This window comes from Mesorhizobium sp. M2D.F.Ca.ET.226.01.1.1 (assembly GCF_004022705.2).
Taxonomy (GTDB): domain Bacteria; phylum Pseudomonadota; class Alphaproteobacteria; order Rhizobiales; family Rhizobiaceae; genus Mesorhizobium.
The window spans coordinates 1-12913 of the sequence record NZ_RZOY02000016.1; the positions used below are offsets into that span (position 1 = coordinate 1).

General features: G+C 62.0%; 11 protein-coding genes, 1 tRNA gene and 1 pseudogene. 8 read left to right on the top strand and 5 right to left on the bottom strand.

Annotated elements, in window-relative coordinates; all coding sequences use genetic code 11:
* From tuf to EN869_RS29115, 7 genes and pseudogenes are all read left to right on the top strand, one after another.
* Positions 1-134, top strand: a pseudogene (tuf, locus tag EN869_RS29085) (elongation factor Tu); the annotation flags it as partial.
* 224 nt (positions 135-358) lie between these two features.
* The gene (locus tag EN869_RS29090; RefSeq protein ID WP_127229617.1) at positions 359-1942 is read left to right on the top strand and encodes a hypothetical protein; all 1584 of its coding nucleotides are present in this window, start codon (positions 359-361) and stop codon (positions 1940-1942) included.
* 92 nt (positions 1943-2034) lie between these two features.
* Positions 2035-2520: a group II truncated hemoglobin gene (locus tag EN869_RS29095; RefSeq protein ID WP_127229618.1), complete on the top strand. Its 486-nt coding sequence runs from the start codon at positions 2035-2037 to the stop codon at positions 2518-2520.
* Positions 2521-2666: 146 nt separating this feature from the next.
* A tRNA-Trp gene (locus tag EN869_RS29100) sits at positions 2667-2742 on the top strand.
* Positions 2743-2852: 110 nt separating this feature from the next.
* Complete coding sequence (locus EN869_RS29105) at positions 2853-4076, top strand: site-specific integrase (protein ID WP_127229619.1); 1224 nt, start codon at positions 2853-2855, stop codon at positions 4074-4076.
* Between the two features lie 273 nt (positions 4077-4349).
* A complete protein-coding gene (gene mobQ, locus EN869_RS29110; RefSeq protein ID WP_127229620.1) occupies positions 4350-5444 on the top strand; it encodes a MobQ family relaxase in 1095 nt (364 codons plus the stop codon).
* A 344-nt stretch (positions 5445-5788) separates the two neighbouring features.
* Positions 5789-6253 (top strand): hypothetical protein, encoded by a 465-nt coding sequence (locus tag EN869_RS29115; RefSeq protein WP_127229621.1) that lies wholly within the window; start codon positions 5789-5791, stop codon positions 6251-6253.
* 13 nt (positions 6254-6266) lie between these two features.
* Here the strand turns inward: EN869_RS29115 and EN869_RS29120 are convergent, their stop codons facing one another.
* The 4 genes from EN869_RS29120 to EN869_RS29135 form a co-directional block, all read right to left on the bottom strand.
* Positions 6267-7484 (bottom strand): M48 family metalloprotease, encoded by a 1218-nt coding sequence (locus EN869_RS29120; RefSeq protein ID WP_127229622.1) that lies wholly within the window; start codon positions 7482-7484, stop codon positions 6267-6269.
* 8 nt (positions 7485-7492) lie between these two features.
* Complete coding sequence (locus tag EN869_RS29125; RefSeq protein ID WP_127229623.1) at positions 7493-9130, bottom strand: type IV secretory system conjugative DNA transfer family protein; 1638 nt, start codon at positions 9128-9130, stop codon at positions 7493-7495.
* 222 nt (positions 9131-9352) lie between these two features.
* Entirely contained in the window at positions 9353-9655 is a 303-nt protein-coding gene (locus tag EN869_RS29130) for a hypothetical protein (protein WP_127229624.1), read from the bottom strand.
* The gene (locus EN869_RS29135) at positions 9655-10527 is read right to left on the bottom strand and encodes a phage integrase N-terminal domain-containing protein (protein WP_127229625.1); all 873 of its coding nucleotides are present in this window, start codon (positions 10525-10527) and stop codon (positions 9655-9657) included. Before EN869_RS29135 ends, EN869_RS29130 begins: the two co-directional genes overlap by 1 nt.
* Positions 10528-11461: 934 nt before the next feature.
* On the opposite strand from EN869_RS29135, the gene EN869_RS29140 reads away from it, so the two are divergent.
* Positions 11462-11683 (top strand): hypothetical protein, encoded by a 222-nt coding sequence (locus EN869_RS29140; RefSeq protein WP_127229626.1) that lies wholly within the window; start codon positions 11462-11464, stop codon positions 11681-11683.
* 216 nt (positions 11684-11899) lie between these two features.
* On the opposite strand, the gene EN869_RS29145 is transcribed toward EN869_RS29140, so the two are convergent.
* Complete coding sequence (locus EN869_RS29145; RefSeq protein ID WP_245514645.1) at positions 11900-12817, bottom strand: nucleotide-binding protein; 918 nt, start codon at positions 12815-12817, stop codon at positions 11900-11902.
* Positions 12818-12913: the final 96 nt, after the last annotated feature.

Below are 12913 nucleotides of genomic sequence, written 5' to 3' on the forward strand. Positions count from 1 at the left end.
TGATGCCCGGCGACAACATCACCGTCGACGTCGAGCTGATCGTGCCGATCGCGATGGAAGAGAAGCTGCGCTTCGCCATCCGTGAAGGCGGCCGCACCGTCGGTGCAGGCATCGTCGTCACCATCAAGGAATAATCGGTCCGGCTTTTTTGCCGGCTCGACCAGGAAAGGGCGGTCTTCGGGCCGCCCTTTTTCGTTTCGCAAACGGGTCGCGCGGCTCTTCGTCAATTCTGTTGCAAGCATCGTCGCCCCAACTAGTATGGGTTGTATCCTTGGGGCTGCCAAACGTGGTTTCCACATTCCGTTCAAAGACAATACGGTGCTGGCGCGGGCTGCTCCGCGTGGGAGCGGCAGCGGCGATGGCGCTGGCCGCCCTTGGTGCATCCGCGAAGGAAGATCCGCCGGATTACGCTCCGACGATGCGCTTCGTCGTCGTGCGCTCCAGCGCGCCCGGCTGCGAGCCAAATTGCCCGGAATGGATTTCAGCCGAAGGGACGATCGACGCGGGCACGCCGGCGCTGCTCAGGCGCTTGCTGAAGACGCTTGGCGGGCGGCAACTGCCGATCGTCGTCAATTCGCCCGGCGGCAATGTCGATGCCGCGCTGCAGCTTGGCCGCATGGTGCGCAAGAACAAGCTCGATATCGCGGTCGGCATCACGGAGTTTTCCGGCTGCTCGCCAGGGATGAATTGCCGGGACAATGACGGCAAGGACCAGCCCTATTCCGGTGTCGCTCATGACAGCGGCGCGATGTGCAATTCGGCCTGCCCGCTGATGTTTGCCGGCGGCATCCGCCGCGTCGTCGGCGACTGGGCCTATCTCGGCGTCCACCAGATCACCACCACCTATCGCCGCGAGAAGCTGCTCTATCGAACGACCTATCGGATCGTGAAAGGCAAGAAGAAGATCATCAGCACCAAGATCGTCAGCCGCAAGAATGCCGGCAGCTACAAGACCTATGAGATGAGCAAGGCGGTCGAGAAACGGCTGTCGGCCTATTTGAACGAGATGGGCGTCGAGCAGGGGATGCTGGACGTGATGAAGGCGACGCCTGCCAGCGACATCAGGCAGATCGAACCCGAGGACATGCTGGAGATGAAGCTCGTCACCAGCCTCGATTCGCTCGATTCGCTGACCGAGAGGACCGTTTGCCTGCGCCAGCCGGCGGCGGCGAACTGCCGCGAGGTGCCGGCGAACGGCAAGCCGGCGGCGGTTGCCGCCGTCGGAGCCGCGCCTTCTCCCATCGCCTCGGCGCCCGCGCCGCAGGAGCAGGAGATGCGCTTCGTTCTCGTTCGCGGCAGCAATCCGCTTTGCAATCCCGATTGTCCGGAATGGATTTCGGCGGAAGGCACGATCGCCGCAGGCACGGCCGACAAGCTGCGCCAGTTGCTCGATACGACCCGTGAGCGCCGGCTGCCCGTTGTCATCAACTCGCCGGGTGGCGATGTGCAGGCAGCACTAGCCGCGGGCCGGCTGATCCGCGAGCGCGGGTTGGATGTCGCGGTCGCCCGAACGGATTTTCTCGACTGCGATCCGGGCACCGTAGGGTGCGTCGCAACCCACGGTCTCCATCCCGGCCTCACAATCGATGCGGGCGCTCAATGCGACGCCGCCTGCGCGGTGATGGTCGCCGGCGGCGCCAGACGCCTGGTTGGCGCCGGTGCGCATTTCCTGGTGCATTCCATGGGCATGGAAGACAAGGTCCGGGCGTATCTCGGCGAGATGGCGATCGGATCGGGCTTTTTTGCCGCCATGCAGTCGGCCGAATACGCCAAGCACAGGGAGCTCAGCCGGGACGAGTTGCAGAAATTCGGACTGACGACCGGTCCGCAATCGGTGGACGCGCTGACGGGCGCCACCATCTGCGGATCGGCGCCCAGGCCGGACAATTGCCGGGTTCTTCCGGCCGCCGACGCGGAGGCAAAGGCGCCGGCAAAGCTCTAGCCCATTCGCACTGGCCATGGAGGCAGGTTGAGCCGGGCAGGGCGCAGGCACTATTTTCCCCGGTGCTGTCCGCAGAAGATGGAGGAGCGGCGATGAGCGAGGACATCCCGACTTTGTATCAATGGGCCGGCGGTATCGAGGCGCTGAGCCGGCTGACCCGGACCTTTTACGACAAGGTGGCCTTGGATCCAATCGTCGGCCCAGTCTTCAGGCACATGTCGCCCGATCATCCGGCGCATGTCGCCGCCTTCATCGGCGAGGTTTTTGGCGGACCGGGAACATACAGCGAAAAGCACGGCGGCCACCGCGAGATGGTCATGCACCACCTCGGCAAGCATCTGACTGAGGAACAGCGGCGGCGCTGGATCAACCTCCTTGCCGATGCCGCCGATGAGGTCGGCCTGCCCGACGACCCCGAATTCCGTTCCGCCTTCATGGGCTATGTCGAATGGGGATCGCGGCTGGCGAAGATGAATTCCAATCTCGGCGAGACCTGTGATCCGGAGACCGAGCCGATGCCGGCCTGGAGCTGGGGGGTACCGGGCGGACCGTACAAGCCGCCGGCCCGAAAGTCGTAGGCTCAGGCGCGGTTTCTGGGAACGCAATCCGTTGCCGACGGAAATGCGATCGAGAAATCCGGCAAAGCTTTGAAAACGGCAGGTCGGTGCTCTTTACAGAGGGCCCGGAAGCTTTTAGGAAGTGCCTGCGCTGAACAAGCGCATGCACGGGCATAGCTCAGTTGGTAGAGCGGCGGTCTCCAAAACCGCAGGTCGTAGGTTCGAGCCCTGCTGCCCGTGCCATTTTCCAAGGAAAATCAGGCACTTAGAAATCGCCTTGCTAGGCGAGGACGCCGAAAGTAGCCTTACACATCTCTTGCACAAACTTGCACGCACGCAGGGAGTGTCTGGCGGTGGCGGAAAAACACACGATTCTCGAAGGCAAAGTTCACGTCTATCGGCGCAATGACAGCCCGATTTGGCATTGTTCGACTTATCTCAAAGGCAAAAACTGGCGGGTCAGCACCAAGGAGGAAAGCCTCTCCAAGGCCAAGGATTGGGCCGAGGATTGGTATTTCGGTCTCAAGGACAAAGGCCGGCGCGGCGAGCTGGTCACCGAGAAAACGTTCAAAGATGCCGCCGACCAGTTCATCACGGAGTACGAGGTTCTGACCGAGGGCGAGCGGAACGCCCGCTGGGTCAAGGACCACTACCGGCGCGTTCGCAGCTATCTGGTGCCGTATTTCGGCAAGATGGGCCTGTCGACCATCAACGCGGGTACGGTGCAGGAGTATCGCATCTCCCGGATGACGCCCGAGGAGGGCAAAAAGCTTCCCTCACGCAGCACCTTGCACCACGAGACCGTGACTTTGCGGCTGGTCTTAAGGACGGCCGTTCGCCATCGGTGGCTCGCCCATCTGCCAGATATCTCGCAGCCCTACAAGAAATCCGCGAAGGTCGTTCACCGCGCGTGGTTTACGCCAGAGGAATACAAACAGCTGTACCAGGCGACGCGGGCACATGCGCAAAAGACGCGAGACGCCAGCAAGAAGGCTCAGGAGGGTGAGAAGGCCCACCGCGTGTGGCTGGCAGAGCAGCTTCACGACAAGATCCTGTTCCTCGCCAACACCGGTCTGCGGCCGGATGAGGCTAACTGGCTTGAATACCGCGACGTGGAGATCGTGAAGGACAAGGCGACCGGCCAGAAGATCCTTGAAATCCAGGTGCGCGGCAAGCGCGGGGTAGGGTATTGCAAAAGCACGTCAGGCGCGGTGTTTCCCTTTGAGCGGATGGTGGCCCGGAACAAGCCAAAGCCGACCGACAAACTGTTCCCCGTCGACCACAAGAAGCAGTTCAACGGCATCCTCGACAAAATCGGGCTGAAGCTCGACCGCGAGGGCAACCGGCGCACGCTATACTCGCTGCGCCACAGCTACATCAGCTTCCGACTGCTGGAGGGCGCCGACATCTATCAGGTCGCCAAAAACTGCCGGACGAGCGTCGAGATGATTGAGAAGCACTATGCCGTGCATCTCAAGAACCGGCTCGATGCGGCTGCCATCAACGTCCGGAAGGCTAGGCCGCCCAAGCCGCCTAAGCAGCCGAAGGCCGAGACGATCGACCTATTTGAGAATTAGTTTGAGGGAGGGTTAGCGTCCCCGGGACGGGACTTCCTCGCCCCATCCAACAGCGCCCCATCCAACAGCGCACTTACGCATCGCACAACGCGTACGCATTGACCGAAAATTGCGATGCGTTGCGCGGTTTTCTAACCGGTTGCGACACGCAAACCGGAGAAAACCGGCAAGTGCGCCAAGGGAGGGCCCTTGGAACCCCGCGGCGCCGAAAAACCTGCTTTTTCAACTTGACTGTCCGTCGCGACCCGACAGACTGCAAAGCCGGGGTGACCGGTGGCAATCTTTCATCTGCACGTCAAGAACATCAGTCGAGGCGACGGTCGTTCGATTGTCGCCGCCGCAGCCTATCGGGCGGGTGAGACGTTGCCGAATGAGGCGGAAGAGCGCGAGAGTGCCTTTGGCGGGCGGCGCGACGTCGTCCACACCGAGATCCGGGTCCCGGCTGGCGCTCCCGTATGGATGCGCGATCGCGCGAAGCTTTGGAATGCTGTCGAAGCCGCGGAGAAGCGCAAGGATGCGCGGCTGGCCAAGGAAATCGAATTTGCGTTGCCGCGCGAAGTCGCGCCGGCGATTTGGCGCGAGCTGACCAGCACCATGGCCGATGCGTATACACGTCAGGGCTATGTCGTGGACTTGGCCATTCACGAGGACGGCAGCAACAATAATCCTCATGCCCACATGTTGCTGACAACGCGCCGGATCACGGCGGAAGGCTTTGCCGAGAAGCTCCGCGAAGCCGACGGCGTCCGCTTCGTGATGGAGGCGCGTGCGAGGTGGGCCAAAATTGCCAACGCCAGCTTCGCGGGCGCTGGCCTCGACACCCGGATCGACGCCCGTAGCAAAGCCTCTTCCGGTTTGTCCCCACGTGCCAGCCGGCACCTGGGTGCGGATCGCCAGGCGCGGCGGGGCCGCCGCGCCCAGATCGACGTTGAACGCATTGCCAAGGTCCGACAGGAGCTGAACATGCCCAATCCGCTTGCGGAACTTTATCCCCACCTGGCCCTGAGACGGGACTGGCCCCCCGAAAGCCGCGAACCGGCCCCGGACATGACCGAGCACGAACGCAATGAGTTCTGGCAGTATTGGCAGTCCCAGGATCACGAGCAGGGCGACCCCATTGCCGAGAGGGACCTGCCGGTGCTGAGTCCGGATGGCGATTTGATACCCTCGCACGAGCTGGAAGCTGCACAGGATCGGATGATTGCCGAGGTCGAGCAGGCTGCGGACGCCTATCCGCTTCCCAACGACCGGGAGCGTGCGCCTGAGAACGGCCAGGAGTGGTGGGTGAGCACGCCACCCGAGAAGCGAGCGGCCGCCGAGCGTGACACGCCTGAGGTCGATCGCGAAACGTGGTGGCGGAACCGGTGACTGCGACGGCGGTCCCGTCAGCCGGAACCACAGGTCGACGTAACTAGTTCAATGTGTTTTTTTGTTTGTGGCGCGACGGCAAGGCACCCGCCAGCATATCGCCCCGCACACGCGTTGCGGTGGCGCTGGGCGGCAATCCTTCTTTGTAAAGTCCTTGTCTGCGCCGCAGATGCAGGAGGCAGGCATAATATGGCCGCTTGACCAGGTGGAACAAGAACCATCCGGGCCAGTCTCGCCACGGACGGCGCTTTGCCAGGGCAAGCTCGTAGTCTAACCTTCTGATCCAATAGTGTCGCACGCCAAGAGTAGGACATTATTCCTAGAGCCTGTCAAAGGAAATCACGATGGCGAAGGATCTCGATCCGGAAGCAGACATAGAGAAACTGACCGCGCGGATGGTGCAGCTCAACCGTCAGTTCGACGAGCTCTTCGCGCGGTGCTTTGAACGGCCGGACCTCGCCTACGAAAAATGGGTGCAATCCGCCCTGAACGACGCGCATTCCCACGAGCTCCTGAAGAACCACCTCTTTTCACTCGGTGAGATGCCCCGAGATGAAGCGAGAAAAGAGCCCGCGATCGACGCGAGCTTGCAGCTCCCCGCCATCTTTCAGGAATATCGAGGCCTTCGGGACAGGCTCGATGCATTGGGGGCCGCCAGTCCCGGTCATTTCACCGGCATGCAACAGCAACTGCAAGCCGACCCGGACCCGTGGTGGGTGAGGCCGAGACCGGGAGCCCCGGGCTCGGGGGACCGAGAGAACCGGAAGCAAGAAATTGACCCAAGGCTACAATGGTTCCGGGACCGTTAGTCCCACCATCAACCTAACGTTTCCGGGCAAGTTCGTTCAGATGGACACCACGCCTAAGGGCGTCGGTGCGGCGTTTGAGCGGGGGATGCGTGCTGAACAGGGCGCCCATTCTCCCACCGCGGAACATCAGGTAGCCGTATCTGTTCTCGACCCCGGTCGGTTTGGCCGGGATTCCATGGACGCGCTCAAGGGCGCCAATCATGGCCTCCGGTGAAGCGATGCCGGCGCCGATGGCGTCGGCCTTGAATTCACGGGCTCGCGACATCCCCTTTACCACCAGTTCGGACCCTGCAAAAAGCGTGTACCGTGCCGCCGTAGCCAATGTTCCGGTCAACTCCGTGACGTCGCGCTGATAGCGCTTGTCCTTTGCGGCCTGGGCCACCATGGCGGTCGCAACCCTCGCGGCGAAGTCCGCCACGTGGCCCATCATGGTCTGGAATCCCTCCGCGAATTGCATCCGCTGCACATCGTTGTAGACCACGTGGCCGAGTTCATGGCCGATCACCGCGTCCAGTTCCTGCGGCGACAGGAGGTTCAGCAAGGGCTTGCCCAGAACGACCGCGGCCTCTCCACGCGTTCCCATCGCAAAGGCATTCGCGACATTCACCACGCCGACGAGAGGTGGCTTGATTCCAAGCTTCTCGGCGTGTCCCGCGACACGCTTCGCAAGTGGGTGGCTGGCATCGAGGTACTCGACGCCGAACGTCTTGCCGACCCTGGCCTTGGCGCGGGCCGTGAACCTATTGCCGTAGATGAGTCCGGCGAGCGCCAAGAGGCCTCCGATGATCCACGCCGGGCTGTAGAAGCCCATCTGGATAAAGGCGCCGCCTCGCAGGCCGCCAACAATCAGCCATTGGATGAATACGCAGGTGAAGAGGACGCTCGCCGCCAGAATGATGGGGGTGCCGACCATCGTCCGGCGGGCGGACGTGAGGTCCAGTTGCCGGTTCTCCAATGGGTTGGTGTCAAGACCGAACCGGGCGGCCAGTTCAGGCCGGTAACGAGCCAACGCGCGCTTCGCGATTTTAAATAGGAGCGCCGCCTGCCAGATGGTGAGGCCCAGGTCGATCAAGACGAAGAGAGGCGCCCAGTAGAAGTGAGGCGGCAACGGCAACACGACGCTCGGGTAGAGCCTGAAACCGGTGTTGATGGCATACCAGCCAAGTCGCAGCGCTGTCGCTGCCAGGTACCTGACGGCCGTGGGCCTGACTTCGTCAAAAAAGGAGTTCATGCCGCTGCTCACGCTTTTCGGTTGGCTGGAGGGGTGACTCGATCACGGCAGGCCTGCCCGAGGAACCAGGGCACGAGCCTGGCCTTGATCGGGCGAACGCCCCGCGCGAACACCAGGCCGGTGCGAGTCTGATCCGGGGCGGTCCCGCTCAGCAGTTCCGTCACTTCATCCGGCGTCAGAAGAGGGCGGCGCGTATAGGCGACGCCGTGATTGACCGAGCCCGTTCCTGCCCCATTGCCGGTGAAGATCGGACCGGTCGAGGCGCTGTTGCTGGTCCCGGCAGTCCGGTAGCCGCGCGTCTGGTCGCCGAGGAAGTCCGAGATGGTCAATGAGGTGAAGTGTTCGTCAGTCCCGAAGAACGTTTTCACGGACGTGTTGAAGAAGGTCTTCCAACCGCCCGGATAGTGTTCTTCCAGCGTGGGCACGTCCTGCAGGAAGAACCACAGCCGGACACCTGCGCCGGCATGCGTCCGGATCGCATCACGGAAGCGCGGGAACGGGCCTAAACTCAGGAACTCGTCCAGAACGAACAGCACCGGTATCTCAGGGATGGTCTCGTTCTGGAGCATCGCCTCGAGGGCCGTGCTCAGCGTTATCTTCAGAAACGCCGCATAGGCGGACATCTTGTGGAACGGGACGGTGATGTAGACGGTCGCGGGCTCATCCTTGAGCGAGCGGAAGTCAAAGGAGGCGATCGAAGTGGCGCGGTGGAGGCCCGGGTCATCCCACAGGGCGAACTCGGTGTTGATGGTGTCGCGCAGATTGGGGATTGCTTTGCTGTAATCCTTTGCAAGCACGATGTTGGCGGCATTCGCAATCGCCGGATTGCGCGATACCGCCATCGTCTTGATCGCTTCGGTGAACGATGCAAGGGGCGCGGCTGTGATACGCCGCACCTCCGCCATATGGCGATGCCCCGGCGGAGCCTCCTCGGTGACGAACATGATAATGGCCGTGAGGATCGAGATGGCGTCCTTGCGGAAGAAGTCAGGGGCGTACTTATCCGGCGGCATGATCAAATCAGCGAGTGCCTGGGCGTCGGAGAACGAAGCGACCCCGTCGAGGGGGTTGTAGGCATCGCTTTCGGACAGGAACGGTGAAAGCCGGTAGACTGGCCCTACGTTTTTCCGCCGCCAATCCGCCGTCTGGGCGTAGAGCTCGCCTTTGGGATCCAGCACGACACAGGACCCCTTGTAGCGGACCAGGTTGGGGATGATGGTCGTGGTCGATTTGCCCGAGCGTGTCGGTGCCACGGTGAGGAGATGGCCTTCGCCGTCCCAGTGAAGCTGGCCGGCGACTGCGCCGCCGAGGGCAGGGTCCTCGTAAACGCCTAGCAAAATCGAAGAGGGACTCTCGAATTTCGAGTTGGGGTGCAGCAGACCGGCTTTCGAGAGTTCGGAGGCATCGGCCCAGCGCGCCGAGCCATGCAGCGGAGGCGGATTGGCAACCGCCTCGTCGACACGGCGTTTCTCTTCGCGCTGCTCCTCTTCGATCTGTTTGCGCGCCCGATGTTGGGCGAACATGTTGCTGATTGTGGTTGCTATCTTGAATCCGGTTGAAAAGCCTTCTCCGGCTCCCCTCCTCCGGGATGAGCCGAACGGCTCCATCCCCTTCAGAGGATCGAAATCCTTGAACCAATCCGGCATACCCCAGTCCCCGCTAGACTTGGGACAGTAGCAACGACACGGATAAATACAATGGGCCTACTGACGATTCTTTGAGTAGCTTCGACGTTCCAAATATTACCTTAATAGCCAGCAGAACTGCTGGCCTCAGAGCTCCGGAAGCGGAGCCACAAAGGCAAAAAGGGGATGGACATCCCCTTCTCGATTGCCAGGCGAACGCCTGCTTCCGACAGGTCGGAGACCTCACCACGATATCTCCAGCTCCGGATACTCCGTCACCGTCGCGATACGCAGCGGATCCTGCTCAATGAGGGTCGGACGCCAGATGTAGTGGAATTGCTCGGAATCCAGCCAGATCTCCAGTTCCTGGGCCGCGGCGGTTTCGGAAAGATCAAACGGCAGGTCCTGCACGACGCGATAGTGGCGATGGCCCTGCGTAGCGGCCTCGTCGATCGCTTTGGCGATTGTTGCGGGCTTGAAGAGTTGGCTTGCGTAGAACTTCCTCGTTTTGAAGGCCATGAGGAAATTGCCTTCCGCGCGTTTCATCAGAAAGCACTCCCGAGGTAAGTGTCGGTGATTTTGAGGCGCCCGTGGCCAAGCTCGGCCGAGATCTTGTGGCGGGCCGCGCGGTCGGCGGCGCGTTCGTTGCTGTCCATGTCGGCCCAGCGCTTGCCGCCGGCCAGTGGGCAGGGCCGACCGGTCAAGGCGCGGTAGCGCTGCTGGGCATAGGCATGCCGCAGGCCATGGGTGTTGCGTAGGCCTGCTTTGAGGGTCTGGTATTCGAACCGCTTGAGGTGCTCGACATAGGTCATTTGCGCCGGGATGAGCGAGCCCCGGCCGGGTACAAGCCTTTTGGCTTCCTGGAGCACCTGCTGCTGTTCCAGCGTGGTGATCGGTATGGTTCTGGCGCGACCGCCCTTCGTCCAACTGGCCTTCAGGGCGATATGGTCGCCCCGGATGGCTTCCTCCGGCTGGAACTTCATGGCTTCCTCGCGCCGCAGGCCGAACGCGGACTGGAGCAGTAGGGAGGTCTGAATATAGGGGCACTCGATGTCGCCGTGCTTGGCGGGGTCGAGGACCTGTGCGCGGTTGCGGGTGACCTCGCCGCGTTCGGCGACGCCGTACGCGGCATTGTCACGGTTGACGACGTTGGGCTTATTGATCTTCTCCGCCCACCACCGCAACCAGGTGAGTCGGTTGCGGACACTGGCGTCGGTGGTGTCGCCGTCCAGCCAGCGCTCGACAAGCGCCTCGACGTGCTTGGGTTTAAGGGAGCTCGCGGCCGGCAATTTGTAGCCGAGATCCGCGAGGTCATTCGCCATTGCGGTCAGGCCGCGCCGGCGGTTGTTCTGAGTGCCGTAAGAGCCATCCCGGTTGCGTTGGCACAGCCGCACCAGGTCCATGGTTAGATCGTCCATCTTGCTCGCTTCTTATTTTTGGCTGAGTGTTGATGGCCGATGCACGTCCGTAGATCGTGACACCCCGCGAAGGTCATTCGCGGCATGGCCGGAATGCGTAGTCTTCCTTACGGTATGAGCCTCCCGAGCCAGCCGGATGGCTGGCCGAAGTGGTTTGCCCTGTTGGGCATCCGGTCACCGAGAGGTCGAGACCGGAGATGTGCCCGCCGCGGCGGCGCACGAATGGGTTGAGCAGGCATGGTGTGCTCTCCTTTTGCTTGGGAAATGGTCGGGTGAGATGGTTCAGGCAGTGTTTGCCTGCCGGGATAGTGGACGGCGCCGCCTGCCAATGGCCAGCGCATCACGCTGGAAATGATGTTCCGCTGCACAAGCGAGCCGCAGCGTCATTTGCAGGTCATGCGGCAGCGTTTGCGCTAACCCTTTGTCTACCGTGGGTTTGAGTGCGGTCTGTCACTCCCCAATTTATTGGCGAGTGACAGACCGCCGGCCGGCGGGTGTCGGACATCCTATGTCCGACCGGCCACGCCATGGCGTTGCCGAAGGCGCGGTCGGCGGTGGGCCCGCCGGCTCTGTCGTTTCCGGTTGCGCGGATCGGTCCGCTCCCGAGCGGCCCGGTCCGAAGCGCGGTGCCTATTCGTTGCATCGGGCGAGCTGCTGTGCCGTGATGGGTCCAGGGGTTGCCTTCGCATGTGACCTCTGCTGTCGCCGGCGGTGATGGCGTCGCCTTCGCTCATTGGCAGGTGTTCGGCCTTTCAAGGCTTTTCCGTTGATTGAACGGCCCGAATGGATGTCCGGTTCTGACCGGCGCGTCCGCCTTGTCCCGTTCCTGCCCGCTCCTTCGCTATCGCTCCCGTGTTGGGGACAAGCCAGCCGTGCCGCCGGTCGATTTGGGAACCGTCCTTCGGGACAGATCAATCAACCAAAGGAAAAGACCATGAAAGACAATCAGAACACCAAGACTGCCAAGACCGAGGCGAAATCCCCGACCTACCACGCCTACACCGTGCGGGACGCCAAGGCTGAAGGCCAGAAAGCCTTCTGGACGCGCATTGGGGCCTTCTTCGCCCACGATGACGGCGAGGGCGGCACGCTCATCCTCGAGGCCCTGCCGCTCGACGGGCGCATTGTCCTCCGCGCGCCGAAGAACGACGAGTAGGAGGCGCCGATGCAGGTCTTGACCCAAGACCTGCACGACCTGCTGCTGGCGAATGGTCGCCAGCAGCAGCCCTTCGCGGCGCACGCATGAAATCGACTTTGTTCCTTTGTATAACTGTTTAGCCCCCCTGTACGCCACTTGTAGTGGCGGCCTGCGGGGCACACCTGTGGCGATATGGTATGCTTCACGGCAGGGGGGTGGGTGACGGGACAGCCCTCACGAAGCCGCCTTGCTCCAATCAATGGAGAACCCGGCCGCCGCGAGTTCTTTTGCTAGTTTTAGGCGCCAGGCGCCATAGTCGTCGAGTACCTCCCACACCCAGCCTTGAATGTCCGAGGGAAGCTCGACATCGCCCTTCTTCAGAGCCAACACATGTTCGCGGCCGAGGCGACCAACGAAATAGCCCCATTCGAATATGACGTTCTGGCGAGCCCTTGGGCTCGCAATAGATCCCGTCTTCGCGCCCTCATCGTCCGGCGTGAGCAACACCACAGCGTAGCCGACGTCGCTGTTCGCTTCGAACTTCTCGATGATCGTACCACCCCGGTTTGCTTGCTCATGGAGCACAATCGCCTCAAACCCGAGACGCTCCAAATGCCTGGCTACGGCTTCCCGTGCTGCATCGTCATGGCCGTGAACGACGAAGACCTTGCGTGGTCGGTCGGGCTTCAAAGCGGTGTGGGAGGGCTGGGGATTCTCGAGTTCGCATGTCACGGGTCGACGGTCGACGACTTCGTTTTCGCTAATCGTGACAACTTCCTCACCGAACTCCGTCACATCGTTTAGTCGTCCATCCTGGGCTGACGCCGCCTTGAACGCCGATCGCTCCTTTTCGCCGATGTTGGCCGTGGCGCCACTGCGGTAGATTTCGCCTGCCCGGGTAACAATAGCCGATTGCAATGACATGCCATCCGGGGTTCTGGCGTCAGGATTCTTCAGGGCGTAGGTAGCGAGTGACGTCGCCCGGGCCATTAGTCCAGATCCTGTGCCCGCGTCTGTGTCCTGGAGATCGAATTCCAGACGCATAGCCTCAAAGCCTGAGTGACCCTCGACTTTGAGCATATTGGCTGCGGCAATGACCGTCGCTCTCGATGGGAACGGCGGAATGCGTTTGATCTGTAATTCCTCTCCCATATAGTCCTCCGGAGTCTCTGAGCGCGAAGCGTTAGCAGTTGCAGGTCGATCCGCCAACGGTCGGTCCCGGTGCTGCCGTCTATCTCGACGCCCGAT

Bases quoted from the DNA above. Each gene is read 5' to 3' on its own strand.
- EN869_RS29090 (WP_127229617.1), top strand. From the start codon at position 359: ATGGCGCTGGCCGCCCTTGGTGCATCCGCGAAGGAAGATCCGCCGGAT.
- EN869_RS29095 (WP_127229618.1), top strand. From the start codon at position 2,035: ATGAGCGAGGACATCCCGACTTTGTATCAATGGGCCGGCGGTATCGAG.
- EN869_RS29130 (WP_127229624.1), bottom strand. From the start codon at position 9,655: ATGAAACGCGCGGAAGGCAATTTCCTCATGGCCTTCAAAACGAGGAAG.
- EN869_RS29145 (WP_245514645.1), bottom strand. From the start codon at position 12,817: ATGGGAGAGGAATTACAGATCAAACGCATTCCGCCGTTCCCATCGAGA.
- EN869_RS29125 (WP_127229623.1), bottom strand. From the start codon at position 9,130: ATGCCGGATTGGTTCAAGGATTTCGATCCTCTGAAGGGGATGGAGCCG.
- EN869_RS29140 (WP_127229626.1), top strand. From the start codon at position 11,462: ATGAAAGACAATCAGAACACCAAGACTGCCAAGACCGAGGCGAAATCC.
- EN869_RS29135 (WP_127229625.1), bottom strand. From the start codon at position 10,527: ATGGACGATCTAACCATGGACCTGGTGCGGCTGTGCCAACGCAACCGG.
- EN869_RS29115 (WP_127229621.1), top strand. From the start codon at position 5,789: ATGGCGAAGGATCTCGATCCGGAAGCAGACATAGAGAAACTGACCGCG.
- EN869_RS29120 (WP_127229622.1), bottom strand. From the start codon at position 7,484: ATGAACTCCTTTTTTGACGAAGTCAGGCCCACGGCCGTCAGGTACCTG.